Here is a 19,017-nt window from a genome sequence, read left to right on the forward strand (position 1 = left end):
TTTACAAATAATTTATAAATATGAATCCGGATCTGGTATATTTCGTTAACTGGTTCAAATAATAACAATTATTAATAATTAAGGTTAACCCGTGGTTTACAGACGCCCTCCATCGCGTTTTGGATTGAATTCTTTAAGTGTAAAACTATCGCTACTCATATCCGCTATTTGCTTAATAGCTGGGGTATGTGCGGCTGCCTTAATGCTTAAATCTGAAGAGAAACAACTCGTTTTTGAAGAACACGAAGTTTTAAAAAGCTCGACAGACTTATTAGTAAAGCAATTTAATGAGCGCATTAAAACAAAAGTAAATATTGCTCAGCAAGCTAATAACGTAGTAACACAACAACTTTTTCAACCCAATTCACCAATTAATTTAAGCAATAAATCACAGTTACAATTTAATAGTGACGGTACGATTCGAAGTGCCTCGGCTGATGGTTTATCAGCAGCATTTTTACCACAGCAAAATTACTCTCCTTTTTATAAACGCCTATTTAATGATTCTGAGATGCTGTGGCGTATAATTTCTCCTACACTGGTACACGACTTTTTTAACTTTTATCTAATAACAGATGATGATTTTATTCGTGTTTCTCCTCCAAATTGGGCATTAAACGCACCTGCCGACTTTAGAGCAACGAATGGCTCAACTTATAAATCGATTAAAAGTACGCTTGAAACAGTAAGAGAGCCTGCATGGTCAAAAGTCTATTACGATACAGTATGGCGCAAATGGGTTATTAGCTTACTAGTGCCTGTTTATGTCGATAATGAGTTTTTAGGTGTGACGGGGAGCGATATTTCCCTCAACAAACTTATTTCGTTTTTACCTGTTGGTGATAAAGAAAAACACCTACTTGTGTTTGATAGTAAAGGGCAATTGTTAGCACACCCAGATTTAAATCCGACCTTACTAGCTGACTATGGTAGCGATAATAAAGCACTTGCTACTAACGAATTTGTAAACCCAGCGCTGCAGTCGATTATTGACGATGTAATTGCGGTGAAGTTACCTGAATACGCAAATTCGTTTGAAAAAAATGACGAAGCTCATATTATCAATATTCGTAAGATTGATGACTTAGATTGGTACATAGGGGTATATAAAAAGCGTTCATCGACGTTATCTGCATTACAAGATTTAAAACTGAAGTTTTTTGGTCTCTTTATTTTATACGCAATATTAGTTGCCTTATTGCTGCATCAAGCGCTTTATCAACTAGTCCTTCGCCGTTTACATACTTTGGTTTATGCAGTTACAAGTTTTGGCAAAGGTCAATTAACTACAGAATTCCCACCAGAAAACAAAGATGAAATTGGCACGCTTAATGGCTCATTTAGAGACATGACGGTAGAAATTCGCAAACTTATCGATGGCTTAAACCAGAGAATTACAGAAAAAGAAATTGCTGAAAAAGCAGCTAACCGTTTATCTAAAGCGGTAGCATTCTCGGGCACTGGGGTTGTGATCACCGATGAGAAATTTGTAATTGAATACGTAAATCCAAAAATGCTCGAAATGACAGGCTACCCAGAAAGTCATTTTAATAGAGCACCATTACTTAATATTATTGCCTCAGAAATGTCTATTTTAGTTGAAGATATAGACATAGATCTACGCAGCCGTAATTACTGGCGCGGTGATACATTAATTCAAGGCTTGAATAAAGAGCCAATTTGGGTATCTTTAAGTGTTTCGCCAATTCGTGAAGAGGGCGGTGAAATAACCAGCTATGTAGCATCTGCACAAGACATTTCGTTTGTCAAAGAAAGCCAGCGTAAAATGGAGCAGCTTGCTTACTTTGACACCCTTACTGGTCTTGCCAACAGAACGTTTTTTAGAATGCAATTACGTAAATCAATGGCATTAGCAGAACGCGGGCATTATGCATTTGCTTTGTTTTACTTTGATTTAGACGAATTTAAACGTATTAACGATACATTAGGCCACGATGCCGGCGATCAATTATTAATTGAAGTGGCAAACAGACTTAAAAAACGTTTACGAGCCGAGGACACCATAGCGCGCTTAGGTGGTGATGAATTTGCAGTGTTGCTCAGTGGTATAGAAAGCCAAGCTCACGCGACTGATGTTGCCAATACAATTCAAAAAACACTGAATGTGCCTATAAAACTAGGTAGTAATGAAGTTATTGTGAGCGCTAGTATTGGTATTACAATGGCTCCGTACGATAGCCTAGAAGAAGATCAGTTATTAAAACATGCTGACTTAGCAATGTATGAAGCAAAAGCAAAAGGGCGTAATACATTCCATTTTTATAGCCAAGAATTGAACGCAGCCGCTAATGAGCGTTTATTTATTGAAAATGAGCTACGTATAGGTCTAAAAGAAAAACAGTTTGTAGTTTACTACCAACCTCAAGTTGATAGTCGCACTCATCAGGTCATTGGCTATGAAGCGTTATTAAGATGGTTCCACCCAACCGAAGGCGCAATCCCTCCAGATAAATTTATTCCTATTGCAGAAGCGACAGGCCTTATAGTTGAATTAGGCGAATGGGTGCTTCAAGAGTCTTGTGATTTTGCTGTAAGATTAACAAAGCAAGGTCTAGAAAATAATATATCGATAAACTTATCGGCTCGCCAGTTCAAAGACTCAAGCTTAGTCTCAACACTGAGTAAAATGATAATTAGGACGGGTGTTTCGGCTAAGCGCCTTCATTTAGAGCTTACCGAAAGTATGCTAATGGGAAATGTAGAAGCTGCAATTACACAACTCCACGAGCTTAAAGCCTTAGGTATATCTATTTCTATTGATGATTTTGGTACTGGCTATTCGTCACTCAGTTACTTAAAACGATTCCCGGTTGATATATTGAAAATTGATCGTTCATTTGTAAAAGATATTCCTGAGGATACAAATGATATGGAGATCACTGCAGCTATTATTGCCATGGCGCAAAAGTTAAAGCTAGACGTGGTCGCAGAAGGGGTTGAGACAATAGAGCAGATGCAGTTTTTACAAAATAATAACTGCTTCATTGTACAAGGCTATTATTTTAGTAAACCAATTGCTGAACACGAACTGCCAAAATTGTATGAAAGGTTAAATGAACTCTCGAATAGCGAAGTAAGTAGTTAATAAAATTGCGGGTTAACCACCCGCAATTTTAACTTTAAATTTTAACGCTTCTAAAATGGCTTTTAGTTTATCGCGGTCATCACCTTGCACTTCAATAATGCCTTCTTTTACTGCGCCGCCTTGGCCCATTTTGCTTTTTATAGTTTTAGCTAACTTTTTTAAATCATGATCTTTTGGATCAATGCCTACAACTAACATTACGCCTTTGCCTTTACGTCCTTTTGTTTGACGCTCAATGCGAATAAAACCATCTTTAAAAAGCTTAGCTTCTAACTCTTTTTCTGGTTTTGGCTGGTCAATGCGACCCGTACTTGTTGAATATACTAAGTGACTATCACTCATACCTTACCTTTATGGATAAAAATTAATTAAATATTGGCGTAAATGATAGCAAATTTGAAGTTGTGTGTTTTTCTTTTTGCTAAATACTTTTAACAGGTTATATTTAGTTCAAAGGAAATATTATTGGAGTTTAATATGAGTTTAACTAAGAATGAATCAGTCGATGGCACTACATTAACAATACAAATCAAAGGTAAATTTGACTTTAATTTAGTGCAATCTTTTCGCCAAGCTTATGCCCAAATGAGCGAAAAAACAGTAAAGGTTATTATTGATTTAAGAGAGACTGACTACATGGATAGCTCAGCACTTGGCATGTTACTTAACATGAAAAAAACCATTGATAGCCAAGTGAAAACTATTGAAATAAGCAATTGCCAACCTCAGCTTAGAAAAATTCTACAAATTTCACGTTTTGATAAAAAGTTTGATATTAGCTAATGATACATGTGTTAATTGTGGATGATCAGGCGCTCAATCGCATTTTACTAAGTAAAATGCTTGAGCAAGAGGGTTATAAAATATCAGTGGCTTATAACGGGCTAGATGCGCTTAATGTACTTAAAGGAGAGCAAATAGACGTTGTTTTACTCGATGTTTTAATGCCTGTAATGGATGGTTTTGAAGCCGCTGAAAAAATAAAGCAGCAATATAGTGAAGTTTACTTACCAATTATTTTTATAACCTCCTTAGACGATCAAGCAAGTTTTGAGCACTGCCTCGAGGTAGGCGGTGATGACTTTATTCATAAACCATTTGAAAAAGTTATTCTGCATGCAAAAATTAAAGCACATATTCGCACCAGAGAGCTGAGTAAAAAAGCAAACCAGCAAAAAAAATTGCTTGAATATCATCACAATCAAATTGAACGTGAACACGAAATAATTGAGCATATTTTTAATAACTCATTAGAAAACCAAGGTAAGTTTAAAGAGTATTTAGATTTTAATTTATCACCTGCCTCTATGTTTAATGGCGATATGTTTTTAGTAGCGCAAAGTCCAATCGGTAATTTGTATTGCATGCTGGGAGATTTTACGGGGCACGGCCTAGCTGCAGCTATTGGTGCATTACCAACTTCTCGTGTGTTTTATACTATGGTACAAAAAGGCATGGCGGTTAACGATATTGCCAGCGAGCTAAATACACTACTGTACAACCTCCTACCTGGGCATATGTTTTGTGCTGCAACCATTATAGAGCTTAGTGCATCAGGTAAAAGTGTTTCTGCATGGATGGGCGGCCTGCCAGATGCGTACCTAATAGATAAAGACGGTAATGTAAAACAAACATTAGAATCGCAGCATATGGCGCTGGGGATTTTAGATGAACAAGAATTTGAATATGAAGTTATCCATTTTGAAACAAATAGTAATACACGCCTAGTATTAGCAACCGACGGTATTATAGAAACGGCAAACAAAGAGGATATATTTTTTGGGGAAGAGCGATTTTTACAAACCTTAAAAAATAAATCGATGATTAGTAGTGAAGACATAGTTGCTAATGTTACTAAGTTTGCTGATGGTACGAAACAGCAAGACGATTTAAGCATTGTTTTACTAAACTGCTTGCCTTTAATTCCTGTGGAACAAGAGCGAGAAGCATTTTCTACTTTAGCTTTTAATTTGTCTTTGAGCTTAAACTCAGAGCAAATAAAAAAAACAGACCCCGTTTACGACGTCGTTAATATTTTAAGCAGTGTGGAGGGGTTAAATACCCATCGCTCTAATATATTTTTACTGTTGTCTGAGGCTTACAACAATGCGCTTGATCATGGTGTATTAGGACTTAACTCAGAAATTAAAAAACAAGAGGACGGCTTTTTTCGATATTACGAGTTGAGAGAGGCTGCCCTTGCTAAACTTACAGATGCCATGATTATTATTGATATGCGCTATTGCCCCGACACGCTCAGTTTATATTTTATTATTTGTGATTCAGGTCGAGGGTTTAGTAGTAAGCACGATGAGTTGGCAAAGGCTAATAACGAATTTGGCAGAGGGGTGTCTTTATTAGAAGAAATAGCCGAAAAAGTCACTTATAACGCCAGTGGTAACCAAGTTGAAATGTGCTACAAGTTGAGCTAGCTCTGTAAAAATATCCATGCTATTATTCTCGAAACTTTAGATGTATGGATGGCCAAATGATTTCTTCTTACTTAAAACAAGCACAACTTAGTGCTAATCCAGCTTTGATTTCAACAGAGCTTGAAAAGCTTGATCTACATTTAGCAAACACTGCTTTGCCTGATGTGTGTTGGGAGTATCAAATACCTGAGCTTGGCGAGGGCGGTGCATGTAGTTTATTTGGTTACTTACAAGATGAGCCATTCAAATTAACTGACTATATTAAAAATGATGAGCAAACACAGTTTAAGCTGGCTACTTTACAAAGTATTGTAAGCTACATTGAGCAGCAAACAGGCGTTGATTGGTATGGTATTTATCAATCAACTAATACCCCCGAAGGTAATCAACTATTAAAATTGGCTTATCATGGTGCGCCTAGTCGTCCGTTGTTTCCTTTAACGCAAGCATTTGCGGCTGGCAGTAACAACGTACAGGTTGCGCTATCCCACAAGGGCCGCATTATTAATAACGTTGAAGCGTATTTATCACAAGGTGGTGAATACTACACATGCGATCCTAAAGTTAAATCAGAAACCTGCCTACCTTTATTTAATGAACAAAATGAATGCGTTGGTATTGTGGATGCAGAAGCCTTTAAAAATAATTTTTTTGATGAAAAGACGCTTGCCGTTTTAATAGCATGTTGTATTAAAATTCCTCACTTTCTAGTGTAAATAACGCTAGTCAATATGATGTGCTTTTATGTTAAGCTTAGCTTAACAGCTAACCCCTAAATAACGATAAGAGATAGCCAATGTTCTCAGTATTAAAACCATTACCAACAGATCCTATTCTTGGCCTTATGGCGGCCTATAAACAAGATACAAACCCTAATAAAATTGATTTAGGTGTAGGTGTCTACAAAGATGAGCAAGGCAATACACCGGTTCTTAAAGCGGTTAAAAAAGCTGAAGCGTTTCGTCTTGAAAACGAAATGAGCAAATCTTACATTGGTTTAGCGGGTAATTTAGATTACTGCCAAAAAATGGAGCAGTTACTATTAGGTGAGCATCAAGTATTACTAGCTAACCGCGTACGTACCGCGCAAGCTCCTGGTGGTACGGGTGCACTTCGTGTTGCAGCTGAATTTATTAAGCGTTGTAATACAGACGCGACTGTTTGGGTAACTAACCCAACATGGGCTAACCATATTAGCTTGTTTGAAGCTGCAGGCTTAACAGTAAAAGAATACCCATATTACGATTACGAAAATAAAGATTTATTGTTTGATGAAATGATCAACACACTTAAACAAGTGCCTAAAGGTGATGTGGTTTTACTGCATGCATGTTGTCATAACCCAAGCGGTATGGATTTAAACGAAACACAGTGGAACACGGTTGCCGAACTGGCAAAAGAAGTTGGCTTTACACCACTTGTTGATATTGCATACCAAGGCTTTGGTGCTTCACTTGAAGAAGATGCACGTGGCTTACGTATTTTAGCCGATGCAGTAGAAGAGCTAATTATTTGTTCTTCATGTTCTAAAAACTTTGGCTTATACCGCGAGCGTATTGGTGCATGTTCACTAATTGCAAAAGACAGCGCAACAGCAGATATTTCAAACTCTGTAATGCTAAGCGTTGTACGTAGTATTTACTCAATGCCGCCAGCGCATGGTGCTGACATTGTTAATACTATTTTAAGCAGTACAGAGCTTACACAATTGTGGCACTCTGAGCTTGATGAAATGCGTAGTCGTATAAATGGCTTACGTAGCTTAATTAAAGAAAGCTTAGCAACTAAAGATATTGCTCAAGACTTCTCATTTATTGAACGCCAAAACGGTATGTTTTCTTTCTTAGGTATTAATAAAGAGCAAATTGCTCGCCTACAAAAAGAATACGGCATTTACATAGTTGGCTCTAGCCGCGTAAATGTTGCAGGTGTTAGTCATTCAAATATTGAATACTTTTCAAATGCTGTAGCTGACGTTTGTAAATAAACGCAGTTAATATAAAAAACCGCACATCATTACTAATGATGTGCGGTTTTTTATTATCTAAATTTAAACAATTAGCAGCAACCTTTAACCGATAGCAGGAATAAGCCCCGCCATTTGCATAAACTGCGCAGCAATAATAGTTATGCCACATATAGCTGCTATACCAAGCCCAACATTCCCACTTTTAACTTGGTAGCCTGTTTTATTTGATGTTGTACGCTGTTTATAAACCATTGCTACAGGCAAAAATATTGCCAGTACAACAAGTGCTATTGCTGCGTACCCTAAGGCCATAATAAAGCCTTGAGGATAAAACAATGCAAAGCCAAGTGGCGGAATAAACGTAATTAAAGCCGTTTTAATTCGGTCTGTTTTATTGTCACCCTTTTTAAATGCATCAGCAAAAAAATCAAATAACCCTAAACTCACCCCTAAAAATGATGTCGCAAGTGCTAAATCAGCAAATAACTTAACGGCCGTTGCCACACTTGGGTTATGCGCAATACTTGCCACGCTAGATACAAACCCATTAAGACCTTGGCTGTTGAGTAAATCAGCTTGGCTCATAATACCTTGGCTAAGTAGTTGCCAAAAAATATAAATGACTAAAGGTAGGGCGGCTCCAGCAATCATTACTTTGCGCAGTACTTTTATTTCAACACCAACATATTTAACAATAGAGGGGATAGATCCATGAAAGCCAAACGAAGTAAATATAACCGGTATAGCTGAAAGGATTAACCCTTGCTCCACAGGCATCTCTAATAAATGCTTACCTTGCACATAAGGGGTAAGCATATAAAACAAACTAGCTAATACAATAATTTTTATTGTAAATAACACTCTATTTAGTTTATCTACCTTGCTAGTGCCTAGCGTTACTACACTTGCAATAATAACAGCAAGAATCACAGAGCCAAACTGTGGGGCTATATCTACATCAAAGCCTATATTTATACGCGCTTGAAGTTGTGCACCACCACCTGCAATATAAGCAGCGCATAAAGCGTAAAATAAAAAAACCATCGAAAAATTCGCAATATATTGTCCGCGCTTTCCAAGCCATAATTTAGCCAATGTATTTAATGTTGCATCGCGTGGTGCATATTGGTGTAGCTCTAACATGAGTAGTGCGGTGTAGGTCATTAGTAACCAGCTAGCAATTATTAATGCAAGTGCAGTACTAAACCCAAGCCCGGCAGATGCAATTGGCAATGCCAACATACCCGCACCAATAGTGGTGCCTGCAACAATTAACATGCTTCCAGTTGTTTTATTTTTAAGCACTTAATTACCTTAATTATTATTAATATTGATGCACCATATAACTAGTTGCTCAAATCTCAAATAGTTTTGTAATAAAAGAGCGGTATTAAAATGTAACTTACAATTTACAACTGTATTTATTAAGGACTTTAGTGTTTAAAAAGTACTAAAACACAGTAGTGAGCGTATAATTTATTCTTTGTTTTATTCATTCATATAAAGCGTAGGGATGGCACGTGCCAGTTAAAGTATCGTATTTTTTCATGGTTCTTATATGGTCTACTGCACCACTGGGTATAGTGTGGAGTAGTGAAACTGTATCGCCAACACTTGCAGTGTTAATGCGAATGCTGGTGGGGCTATTGTTAGGCGGCTTAATTGTTGCCATTACAAATATTAGAGTGCCTTGGAGCAAAAATGCATGCTTACTTTATTTTTATTCGAGTATAGGTATTTTTGGCGGTATGTTGTTGAGCTATATGGCAGCTAAAACAGTCCCTTCTGGTATTATTTCGCTTATGTTTGGCCTTGCACCTATTTTGTCGGGGTTGCTTGCTCAGCAATTATTAAATGAACCTAAATTTAGCCCGATTAAATTAGTTGCGTTAGCGTGCGCCTTAATTGGCTTATATTTTGTTAGTTATAACCAAGTACAAAACTCGCAAACTCAAGGGCTTGGGTTGCTTTATGTGTTTATGGCTGTCTGCTTTTTTAGTTTAAGTGGTGTGATGATCAAGCGTGTACAGATTGCGATTCACCCTATGGCAACAACATTTGGTGCCTTAGTTTTTGTAACCCCACTCTTTTTTATTGCTTGGTGGTTATTAGATGGTGAGTTGCATATACAAAACTGGAGTGCAAAATCATTGTGGGCTATTGGTTATCTAGGAATATTTGGATCTTTAGTAGGGGCTTTGGCGTATTTTCATGTGCTGCAAAACCTAAATGCAAGTACGGTATCACTTACTACACTTATAACTCCTAGCTTTGCGTTAGCCTTGGGAGCTTGGCTAAATAATGAGTCATTAAGCCAAGAACTAATAATTGGTGCGGTTATTATTTTAATTAGTCTAGGTTTTTTCCAATTTGGTGATAAGTTTTTAAGGCGAAAGAAAGTAAACACAAATTAGCTTTACTACATTTTTTCAATTTAGTGATAAGTTTTTAAGGCTAAAGAAAGTAAGCGCAAATTAGCGTTACTACATTTTTTCAATTTGAATAATTAAACGACGGTTTTTGTCTCGGCTTAAAATGTTATCGTTATTATCAACAAAGCGTTTTTCGCCTAAACCGGTGGTTTGTACTTTTGTTTCATCAACACCCAAGCTCACCATATAATCTTTTATAGTTTTGGCGCGCTTGCGCGATAAATCTAAGTTATTCCAGCGTCCGCCATAACTATCGGTGTATGAGTCAATACTAATGGACTCTATGCTTGCATCATTTTTTAAATACTCAGCAATCTTATCAAGACGTTGTTGCGACGATTTAGTTAATTTACTGCTGTTAGATTGATAGTTCATTACAGTAAACGAAATATCTTCAAAGCTGTAAGGGAGTAGCTCATCACGGCATTGTAAAAAAGCCCAGTAAGCTTGTTTAAAGTTTACGCTCGATATACCAACGGCAATTTTATCGGCACTGTTTTGCCAGTCTTGATAATAAAAAGTAGGGTAGTAGCCTTTTTCAAGCTCAGTAAGCATTTCCCATGCGGTTTTATTGCCTAGCTCGCCATCAAACTTTTTAAGTAATTTCATATTTGCAATATCGCGAGCGGGCAATCCTGCACGCCATGTAGGTGGCACTGCTTTTAAACCTGCAATTGCGTAGTTATCTGGGCGTACAACCATATCTAAATTAAATGTTAAGTTTTTACTTTTACTTGCAGAAGCTTTAAATATAGCTTCACCGTAATAAGGAACCTCATGATTTAATTGGCATTGTAAGCGCGTTGTTTTAACTACTTCCCAGTTGGAGTTGTCTTGGGTTGCTGTGTATTGGCGCATAGCAGCTTGCGAGTGAGTACTGCAAAACACCGCACTTATACTAAGGCTAATAAATAACAACTTATACTTCATGGTGCTCTCCAGCTATCCGGGAATGCCAATAATTTGGCAAATTAACGACTGCAATGATTAGTTTGCTCTCTACGTAACTAACTTATAAGTTAAAGCAAGTTATGTGCCTACAATTTTAAAGCAATAAATACTTAAATCCCCTAGCCTAGGGGGCATCAATTTTGACATAATAGTCAGCTTACACGTATAAACAAAGAAGACTATGGCAAATACTGAGCAAACACCTTTCGCAAAACGCTTTCGTGGATTTTTTCCTGTTGTTATTGATGTTGAAACTGCAGGTTTTAACAAAGAAACAGATGCCTTGTTAGAAATAGCAGCCTCTGTTTTAAAAATGGATGACGATGGACTGCTCAGCATAGATCATACTGTTCATTTTCATGTTCAGCCATTCGAAGGCGCTAATATAGAACAAGCAGCCATCGACTTTAACGGTATAGACCCGTTTTCACCATTACGTGGCGCAGTACCTGAAGATGAAGTAATTAAAGAAATATGTAAAGTAGTACGCAAAGCGCAAAAGGCTGCTGGGTGCCAACGCTCAGTTATTGTGGCGCATAATGCCGCATTCGATCATGGCTTTTTAAATGCAGCAATAGAGCGTAATAACATTAAGCGTACGCCATTTCACCCGTTCGTAAGCTTTGATACAACATCTTTAGCGGGTTTAGCGTTAGGGCAAACTGTATTAGCAAAAGCATGTAGAGCGGCTGGTATAGAGTTTGATAACAGCCAAGCGCACTCAGCGCTTTACGACACAGAACGTACAGCCGAGCTTTATTGTTTAATAGTAAACCGCTGGCAGCAATTAGGTGGTTGGCCATTAGCGCCAGTAGATGACGCTGATGCTGAAGTTGAAACTGAAAATGACGAAGAAACTAAAACGTCTGAGTAATTTTACCCTCAGTTAGCTTAACTAGGTGGGGCGGGTAAATACGCGAAAATTGTTTAGAATCTTTCGCTATTTTAAGCTCCACACCAGGGTGCATTAATTCATTTACTTTTAAACGACTGCTGGCAAGTAATTGCACTATTTTTTGCTTAATAAGTAGTTTTTGACGATGAATATGCGCAGAGCGTATTTTTATATGCTTTTCATTTTCAGTTATCTTATTCATGAATTGCTGACGCTGAGCAGCCCCCGCAATTTTACTTGCTTTTTCACGAGCCTGTTGTAAAGCGGTTACTTTAGTCGCAAGTACTTTTTCAAAATCGGTTATTTGTGTTTGCTTTTGGCGAAGCTCAAACCAGAGCTGCGCTAAAAATACGCGTGTTTTAGTACCGGCTGGCGCGCCTAGCTCACCTGTTTCAATGCGCATAGCATCTAAAATATTACCGCCAATAATTTTACCTCGCGGGTCATTTGCTTTGCCTACACGTATTAATCGCCTAGCACTCAAATCACAATGCAGAGCTTGGCGTTCAATAAATAAATCTTGTTCGGATTTAATATTGCAGTACTGGGCATAGCCAATCGAAATAGTTCGCTGAGCGGTTATACAGCACGTAAATGCTTCCTCGCCTTCACGTTTTCGGCCAATTGCGCCAAGCATAATGGTTACCGCACTTTTACTTTCAACAGTTCCTGATTCCACAAAACCAAGTACCGTAATATCACCGTTGGCTTTTACACGCATGCCGTCTTTAATATCGCCAGTAATAATTACGCTACCATCAAAATCAACATGGCCTGTACTTACATCTACGTTATCAAAGCATAAAACGTCATCTACACGCATACCACGGGGTAGGGCAACGGGCACACCTTTGCAGTCGGCAATAAGCATATTAGGATTATTAGGATCTACTTTTGTACCTTCGAAAGGCTGGAGTTGGTGATCTTTACCTGGTTTTGCACTAATTGAATCGCCAAATACCGTATAGCCTTCTTCTCCAGGGGTCGCTGCAATACGCTGCATTAAGGGAGTGCCAGGTTTTACGGTGATAATAGCGCCAAGGTTTTTCATATCAACCTTACCGCCTTCTTTAGCTTGTGGGCTAAGTACTCGGTCTTGAGCTGTTGAGCATAAACGCACAAATTTAGCATCGCTGCCTTCTTTTGGATTGCGCCCATGTGCAATTATGGCACTGTAAGAGCTTCCTGCTGGTTGCTCAAACTGCTGGCCTAAAAAGGTATCAAGCGCACGAGGACTTATTCCTTTTTTAACACCTGCATCAGCAAGTGCTTTTTGCGCGCCTTCCATAGACAAAAGTGCGCCACCTTTAGCGGTAGTTAATGTTGCTTCTGCGACCATGTTTTTTTCATCAATATTAATGATAAGCGACGCATCTACAGCTTTAGCAACGACAAGCGATACTTCCTGATAATTTTTAGTTGGCGCAAAAAGCTTTCCAATATTGGCAATGACAGCTTCGTACTCACTAAACTCAGATTGCTCTAGCATTTGCGTTAACTGAGTACTTGTAACAGGAAAACCACTATCAATAGGGTGACTTTCTAAAGAGACAAACCCTGTACTTTTATCAAATGAAAAAACCGACATTTATTAATTCCCTACTCTATGCCTGTTATTATTTTTTACAACTAAAGGTTTAGAAATAGCAAAAACCTTAACTCCTCATTTGAACACAGGTTAAACACATTGTTAAGTAAATGTTTATATAGGCTTGCATAAACTAAATTTTGGTTACTTAACACGCGATTGGCACATACAATTAAAATAAAGCGTTACTAGGCCTTGAGTATCAGTACTTTACTCAGTTATACTGTTTGCACGCTCTGAATTGAGTTACTAATTCAGGGGCTGATTAGGATTCGACGGAATTCAAGAAGCCCAAGGTGCATGTCGAGGTGCGGTTTGCCTCGTTAAACAGCCGCAACCTAAAGTAATCGCAAACGACGATAACTACTCTCTAGCAGCTTAGGCTGGCTAGCGCTCCTTCCATGTATTCTTGTGGACTGGATTTTGGAGTGTCACCCTAACACCTGATCGCGACGGAAACCCTGGCCGGGGTTGAAGCGCTAAAACTAAGCGGCCTCGCCTTTATTTACCGTGTTTGTCCGGGACTTAAAGGTTAATTAAATGACAATACTAAACATGTAGTACCGACGGTCGAGGCTTTTCGGACGGGGGTTCAAATCCCCCCAGCTCCACCAATAAAGGTTTTTTGAACTCGTTATTCGAAAACCATAAGAAACCCGCAAATTTGTTAATCCAAATTTGCGGGTTTTTTTATGGAATTTATAAAATAAAGTTTAAGTATTTATAATTGCGCGTAACTTCATTTTTATCGCAATTATAAAAATACTGAATAACGACAACATACTTATTAACAATGTTAGATTAAGTATTGGGTTGCTGCTTTGCTCATCCGCATTGGCTGGGGAGGTGTTGGTAGCTTGTGTGTTTTGATGTTGCCTAATATAGCTTTGGCTGATCCAATCTACTGCGTTTATCCATTGTACTTTGGCGGGGTCAGTGTTGTTTAGCATCCCTATTGCGTGCTTATCGTTATCTAAGCTTTTTGAAAGTTGTATCAGTTGCTGCCAAAATTCATTTTTAGGGCCTAGGTCGTCTATTTCTTGTAGGTGCTGTTGTAATTTATCACCCCCCATCGTTTTTATATCAGCTTGTCCTGTACTTTGCGCGTAGCTATTTATTAGCGATGAAAAGCGACTAAAGTACTCATTACTTTTTTGCTGTGTAGGGTTAGCTGTTCGCTCGTTTGTTACTTTTTGTGTTGGTTGATTTAAGCTATTTTGATCAATCAAATATTGTTTATAGTTTTGGTAACTTAAGTTGTTTGTAGTTGTGTTATTTGTAGTTGTGTTATTTAGAGTGCCAAAGTTGTTTTTAAGTGCATTAACACTGATCACTACACCTACTAAGGTAATAATACAAAGTGCGCAATAGCAAAAGTACAATGCGCTTTTTAAAGTGTTACGCAGTAGTTTATATTTATTATAACTTTGCTTAATAGCTGCAGTTGTATTTGGGGCTTCGTCTGTATCTAGGCGTTCATTTTGTATTGAAATACTTTTGTCGTTAGTACTTTCACTAATGTGTTTATCTGTATTTTTACTGTGCTCAGTGAGTGCTATTTGATTATTTTGAGATTGAGAGATTACAGTAATGAGTTGAGGTTCTACTTTAGTAATCAAACCTAGCTTTTTAAGTGAGGATTCTGTTTTAACAGCATCAATACTCGATAAGTCTTTTTTTAAAGCGTAAGCTTTTCCATCAAATAACTGAACAACAATATTATGAGGAATATTAAGAAGTTGACTGAGTTGTTCTTGGGCAGAGGTAAGGTCAGTATCTTGATATAACTGACCATTAAAAACAATTTTAAATGTAGCGCTCACGTTAGTACCTTGCTTGTGTAATTCCATTTTTGGAATTTTATTTTTATTATTTGATACACAAAGCTAACTTAACAGATAAAGGGTATGCTTTCTAATGATTTGCGATTAAAAAAGCCTTAACAAACAGCGTTAAGGCTTTGGCGTGTAGCTGTTACTTTATCGTTTAGCGAGTGATTTTACAGATTGCTTTTGATCACTTGCTGGTTGGGTTGCTTTGTCTATTAATGTTTCAAGTGGTTTATTTCGAACGCACATAAGTACTTTGTTCATTGCTTGGCATGTGCCTGTCGCTTTTTTATCATGGCTTGTGTAGCTGCAATCTTCATTAATGGCTTTTGCTTCACATGCTTCCCAAGGCGCATTTGAGCCGTGGCCTGCATGACTTAGCGCTGAGCATGAGGCAGCAAGTAAAAAGCCAGTGGTTAGTGCTTTTATCACGTTAAATATTTTCATTAGTATCTCAGTTAATTATTTGGCCAGAATGCGAGTTATCTTGCGGTAGCACCTTTAAAACAACCAATAAACATGTTTTCAGATACATCGGCTGCATGGTAGTGGTATCCGCGTGTATCGTCGGTGTGGCCTCTACATTCGTCTAAATTAGTGGGTTCTAATCCATCTTCGTTAAGCATGCCAAATATACCAAATCCATCGAGTGCATAACCCATCATGGCGGCATGACCATCTGATTGAATTTGTGTTTGGCTACAACCTGCTTCACCGTGGTAGTGATAGCCTGCTACTAAGTTAATATGGCCAGCGCAATCATCAAAGGCTGCAATAGTGTATGCGCCTAAAATAGCCTCAACAGGGGCGGGTGCAGCAAGTACAACACCATTGAGAGCAACACCTACATTAGCGTTACCAATACTGCTATTTTGAGTGGTTGTAACAGGCGTTATTGGAATTAAAAATGATTCTGATATACCGCCATCAACATAATCAATAGAGCATTCTACGCAGTGGTTTTGGTATTGTTCTTCTACGTTTGGGCGTGCAGCGCCATCACACGATTCTTGTGTGTCGGTTACATTTACAAGGCCTGTACCTTCGTCGTATAGCTGCCAATGACTATCGTTATATAATGTAGGTAGATTTAAAATAAAGTCTCCGGTTATATCGTAAATCTCACCGGTGCCATCAAACCAAATACCGGCTTCGTCAGCTGTTGAGGTGATATTTTGAGGGCAAAATACACCAATCTCGTAATTTGAAGGCGCACCGGCAATATCAATTTTGTAGCATGAGGCTTCATCGCCATTACTTAGCGTACATGTTTGAGTGGTAATTGATGAAATGAGCGCATCGCTTTCAAAGTTAAAAGGGTCGACTTCTACAACAAAATCGGTTGAAGTATCTGTTGTAGTTCCCTCATCGGTGGTTGTTTCAGTTACGACGGTACTTTCAGCATCGCTACCGTTACAGGCAGCTAAACCCAGTGCGAGTATGCACACTGCAAGCGGTGTCAAAATTGGTGTGTTAAATCTTCTCATCAAAAATATCCGGTAATGAAGTTGAATGTATAATATTTGTTAAATGTGCAAACAAAGTGCAAAAACAACGCAACATAGTACATAGCACGAGATAGAAGCTGATAAAGTTGCTATAAATGTGTTTAGTACCTTTTTTACTATTAAATACTGCGACTTAAAAGTACTTAAATAGGCAGTGGAGTTTTATGGATTTTTTATTTCCCGACAGCATGTCTTTATTTTTGTTTTTATTGTTAATGATCACCGCTGGCTTTACTTCTTTTATATCTGCTGCATTTGGTGCTGGTGGCGGATTAATGCTGCTTGTTGTTATGGCGTCGTTTATGCCAATGGCAGTTGTTGTGCCCGTGCATGGTTTAGTACAGCTTGGCTCTAATGCAAATAGGTTTTTACTCAGCTTTAAGCATATTGATAAAAGCATGTTTGTATATTTTGCGTTAGGCGGCTTAGTAGGGGCGGGGTTATCAAGTTTTGTTATTGATGATATATCGCTTGATGCTATGAAGTTAGTGGTCGCTATTTTTGTTATTTATTTACTGTGGGGTAAAACGCCACCTATAAAATTAACCTCTAAGGTGTGGCGTATGGTCGCCGGTGGAATAACTACTTTTATTTCTATGTTTGTAGGGGCAAGTGGCCCATTAGTTGGTAGCTGTTTATATATAAATAATTACGAAAAGTTAAAATTTACGGCAACGTTTTCGAGCATTATGAGTGTGCAGCATTTATTAAAAGCGATAATTTATGGCGCTGTTGGTTTTAGTTTTTGGCAATGGATACCGCTTGTAATTGCCATGGTAATAAGTGGCGCTGTAGGAACTTGGTTCGGAATTAAATTACTTAAAAGGATGTCTGGGGATAAATTTAAGCGTGTTTTTAGGATAGTTTTAACGTTATTAACGCTACAACTTGGTTGGCAAGGTATAAAAATATTACTCCACTAATTTGTTTAGTGGAGTAAATTTAATTTTATTAAACATAAATTATTTAAGAGGATTAAATAATTCATTGCGCCAAAAAGTTACTGATATAGAGCGACTATACTGTAATTTTTTGCCTTATCGATGAATTACATATTCTTTGTAATAATTGTTCATACGTTTAATTAAATTGGTATTAAAGCTTATTTAACAGCGGCTTTAATTGGCTTGTCGCCGTCAAACAACTTAAAAATGCGGTTACTAATAAATGAGTTGGTCGCAATATGTAATAATGCATTGGCTACGTTTTCGCGGCTAATTTTAGCTTCTGAACGATCACTTGGTTGCTGCGTAGTTACTTGCATTGATGCACTATCGTCAGTCAATGTACCAGGGCGAACAATGGTATAATTTAAACCACTGTTTATTAGGTGCTCGTCAGCCATGTGCTTAGCAACCAAGTAAGGTTTTAAATCACCTTGAATCGAATCTGGATCGTCTGCACCAATTGAACTGACCATAATAAAGTGTTTAACGCCGTGCTCTTTAGCGAATGTAGCTGCTTTTGCTGCTGCCCATAAATCAATGAGTACAGTTTTATCATCGCCTGTACTTCCACCAGAACCAGCAGCAAAAATCACTTGGTCACAGCCTTTCATTGCATCACCAAAATCGCCTTCAAGATCTTGCTCAACAATAGTTAAAAAAGAGCTGTTTAAATCGCTTAACTTATTTTTGTCACGCACTAATGCCACAACATTTTGCTCATTTTCTAAAAGTAGCTCAGTTGTCATTTTACCTATTTGTCCGCTTGCGCCAATAATTAGGGTCTTACTCATAATTAACTCCTTCCAATAAATAGTAAAAGTAATGTGCTTACAAACAGACCTTGGGGTAGGGGATTATTTTTAAAGGGTAAAAAAGAGTTTAAATGAGCTAATTTCAAAAAATACTTTAATTAAAGTGCGATGCTTAACTGAGTATTAAAATTAGCTGCTTTTGGTGTGTTTTTTTAGACCTTTTTATTCAACCATTATACTCACTTCGGTCACATAACTACGGCGGTATAGACTAATACGGACTTTACGTTCTTGGTAATTATAAAACAAAGTGCGGTATGTACTATTGCCATTTGTTTTTAAAGGTTCACCTAATTTTTGCTGATAAAAGCGAGTGATATCAGAAATTGAATCGGTTAAATAACCAGTGCGTACCATTGGGTATTCGCTTGCTACATCCATCGTTGTAACAAATTCTTCAGGAAGTGGGATTTCAGTGACGTTTTGGCTGAGTGCGTTAAACGATAGAGTGCATAGCAATATTATTAAAAATGCTAAAGTTTTCATTAGAGTCCTTTGAGTAATAAATTCCTTTTATTGGTACTTATTTTACCCCAATAAGCACCTTT

The 19,017-nt window shown here is 37.8% G+C and carries 17 protein-coding genes and 1 other RNA gene; 9 read left to right on the forward strand and 9 right to left on the reverse strand.

Annotated elements, in window-relative coordinates:
- The first annotated feature begins 91 nt into the window (after positions 1-91).
- Entirely contained in the window at positions 92-3,106 is a 3,015-nt protein-coding gene (locus AAEY62_RS07195; protein WP_024589409.1) for a bifunctional diguanylate cyclase/phosphodiesterase, read from the forward strand.
- A gap of 12 nt (positions 3,107-3,118) precedes the next feature.
- Here the strand turns inward: AAEY62_RS07195 and AAEY62_RS07200 are convergent, their stop codons facing one another.
- The gene (locus AAEY62_RS07200) at positions 3,119-3,448 is read right to left on the reverse strand and encodes an SUI1 family translation initiation factor (protein ID WP_007581414.1); all 330 of its coding nucleotides are present in this window, start codon (positions 3,446-3,448) and stop codon (positions 3,119-3,121) included.
- Positions 3,449-3,583: 135 nt separating this feature from the next.
- On the opposite strand from AAEY62_RS07200, the gene AAEY62_RS07205 reads away from it, so the two are divergent.
- From AAEY62_RS07205 to AAEY62_RS07220, 4 genes are all read left to right on the forward strand, one after another.
- Positions 3,584-3,889 carry an STAS domain-containing protein gene (locus tag AAEY62_RS07205; protein ID WP_002962948.1) on the forward strand — a complete coding sequence of 102 codons (306 nt, stop codon included), beginning with the start codon at positions 3,584-3,586 and terminating at the stop codon, positions 3,887-3,889.
- Positions 3,889-5,538 (forward strand): SpoIIE family protein phosphatase, encoded by a 1,650-nt coding sequence (locus AAEY62_RS07210; RefSeq protein WP_024589408.1) that lies wholly within the window; start codon positions 3,889-3,891, stop codon positions 5,536-5,538. Before AAEY62_RS07205 ends, AAEY62_RS07210 begins: the two co-directional genes overlap by 1 nt.
- A gap of 56 nt (positions 5,539-5,594) precedes the next feature.
- Positions 5,595-6,254, forward strand: a complete 660-nt coding sequence (locus AAEY62_RS07215; protein ID WP_350634746.1) for a GAF domain-containing protein — start codon at positions 5,595-5,597, stop codon at positions 6,252-6,254.
- An 80-nt stretch (positions 6,255-6,334) separates the two neighbouring features.
- Positions 6,335-7,525 carry an amino acid aminotransferase gene (locus AAEY62_RS07220; RefSeq protein ID WP_010554636.1) on the forward strand — a complete coding sequence of 397 codons (1,191 nt, stop codon included), beginning with the start codon at positions 6,335-6,337 and terminating at the stop codon, positions 7,523-7,525.
- A gap of 84 nt (positions 7,526-7,609) precedes the next feature.
- Here AAEY62_RS07220 and AAEY62_RS07225 read toward each other — a convergent pair whose 3' ends face one another.
- The gene (locus AAEY62_RS07225; RefSeq protein WP_024608927.1) at positions 7,610-8,812 is read right to left on the reverse strand and encodes an aromatic amino acid transport family protein; all 1,203 of its coding nucleotides are present in this window, start codon (positions 8,810-8,812) and stop codon (positions 7,610-7,612) included.
- Positions 8,813-9,027: 215 nt separating this feature from the next.
- Between AAEY62_RS07225 and AAEY62_RS07230 the strand changes: the two genes are divergently transcribed.
- Positions 9,028-9,921: a DMT family transporter gene (locus AAEY62_RS07230; protein WP_350634747.1), complete on the forward strand. Its 894-nt coding sequence runs from the start codon at positions 9,028-9,030 to the stop codon at positions 9,919-9,921.
- 69 nt (positions 9,922-9,990) lie between these two features.
- On the opposite strand, the gene AAEY62_RS07235 is transcribed toward AAEY62_RS07230, so the two are convergent.
- Positions 9,991-10,869 (reverse strand): flagellar protein MotY, encoded by an 879-nt coding sequence (locus AAEY62_RS07235; RefSeq protein ID WP_024608925.1) that lies wholly within the window; start codon positions 10,867-10,869, stop codon positions 9,991-9,993.
- A gap of 202 nt (positions 10,870-11,071) precedes the next feature.
- On the opposite strand from AAEY62_RS07235, the gene rnt reads away from it, so the two are divergent.
- Positions 11,072-11,764, forward strand: coding sequence for a ribonuclease T (gene rnt / locus AAEY62_RS07240; protein ID WP_350634748.1), 693 nt, complete (start codon positions 11,072-11,074; stop codon positions 11,762-11,764).
- Here the strand turns inward: rnt and AAEY62_RS07245 are convergent.
- Positions 11,748-13,373 (reverse strand): flagellar assembly protein A, encoded by a 1,626-nt coding sequence (locus AAEY62_RS07245; RefSeq protein ID WP_007581992.1) that lies wholly within the window; start codon positions 13,371-13,373, stop codon positions 11,748-11,750. The two genes, rnt and AAEY62_RS07245, sit on opposite strands and share 17 nt — an antisense overlap.
- A 257-nt stretch (positions 13,374-13,630) precedes the next feature.
- Here AAEY62_RS07245 and ssrA point away from each other — a divergent pair.
- Positions 13,631-13,987, forward strand: a transfer-messenger RNA (tmRNA) gene (gene ssrA, locus AAEY62_RS07250).
- A gap of 99 nt (positions 13,988-14,086) precedes the next feature.
- Here ssrA and AAEY62_RS07255 read toward each other — a convergent pair.
- The 3 genes from AAEY62_RS07255 to AAEY62_RS07265 form a co-directional block, all read right to left on the reverse strand.
- The gene (locus tag AAEY62_RS07255) at positions 14,087-15,196 is read right to left on the reverse strand and encodes a hypothetical protein (protein WP_350634749.1); all 1,110 of its coding nucleotides are present in this window, start codon (positions 15,194-15,196) and stop codon (positions 14,087-14,089) included.
- A 156-nt stretch (positions 15,197-15,352) separates the two neighbouring features.
- Entirely contained in the window at positions 15,353-15,649 is a 297-nt protein-coding gene (locus AAEY62_RS07260; RefSeq protein ID WP_007581994.1) for a hypothetical protein, read from the reverse strand.
- Between the two features lie 35 nt (positions 15,650-15,684).
- Complete coding sequence (locus AAEY62_RS07265) at positions 15,685-16,689, reverse strand: YHYH protein (RefSeq protein ID WP_350634750.1); 1,005 nt, start codon at positions 16,687-16,689, stop codon at positions 15,685-15,687.
- A gap of 185 nt (positions 16,690-16,874) precedes the next feature.
- On the opposite strand from AAEY62_RS07265, the gene AAEY62_RS07270 reads away from it, so the two are divergent.
- The gene (locus AAEY62_RS07270) at positions 16,875-17,633 is read left to right on the forward strand and encodes a sulfite exporter TauE/SafE family protein (RefSeq protein WP_007581996.1); all 759 of its coding nucleotides are present in this window, start codon (positions 16,875-16,877) and stop codon (positions 17,631-17,633) included.
- Positions 17,634-17,812: 179 nt separating this feature from the next.
- On the opposite strand, the gene AAEY62_RS07275 is transcribed toward AAEY62_RS07270, so the two are convergent.
- Positions 17,813-18,448, reverse strand: a complete 636-nt coding sequence (locus tag AAEY62_RS07275) for an SDR family oxidoreductase (protein ID WP_197178228.1) — start codon at positions 18,446-18,448, stop codon at positions 17,813-17,815.
- 183 nt (positions 18,449-18,631) lie between these two features.
- Positions 18,632-18,955 (reverse strand): hypothetical protein, encoded by a 324-nt coding sequence (locus AAEY62_RS07280; protein WP_101164071.1) that lies wholly within the window; start codon positions 18,953-18,955, stop codon positions 18,632-18,634.
- Between the last annotated feature and the right edge of the window lie 62 nt (positions 18,956-19,017).

It is taken from the genome of Pseudoalteromonas sp. GW168-MNA-CIBAN-0100 (assembly GCF_040309225.1).
GTDB lineage: Bacteria > Pseudomonadota > Gammaproteobacteria > Enterobacterales > Alteromonadaceae > Pseudoalteromonas > Pseudoalteromonas arctica.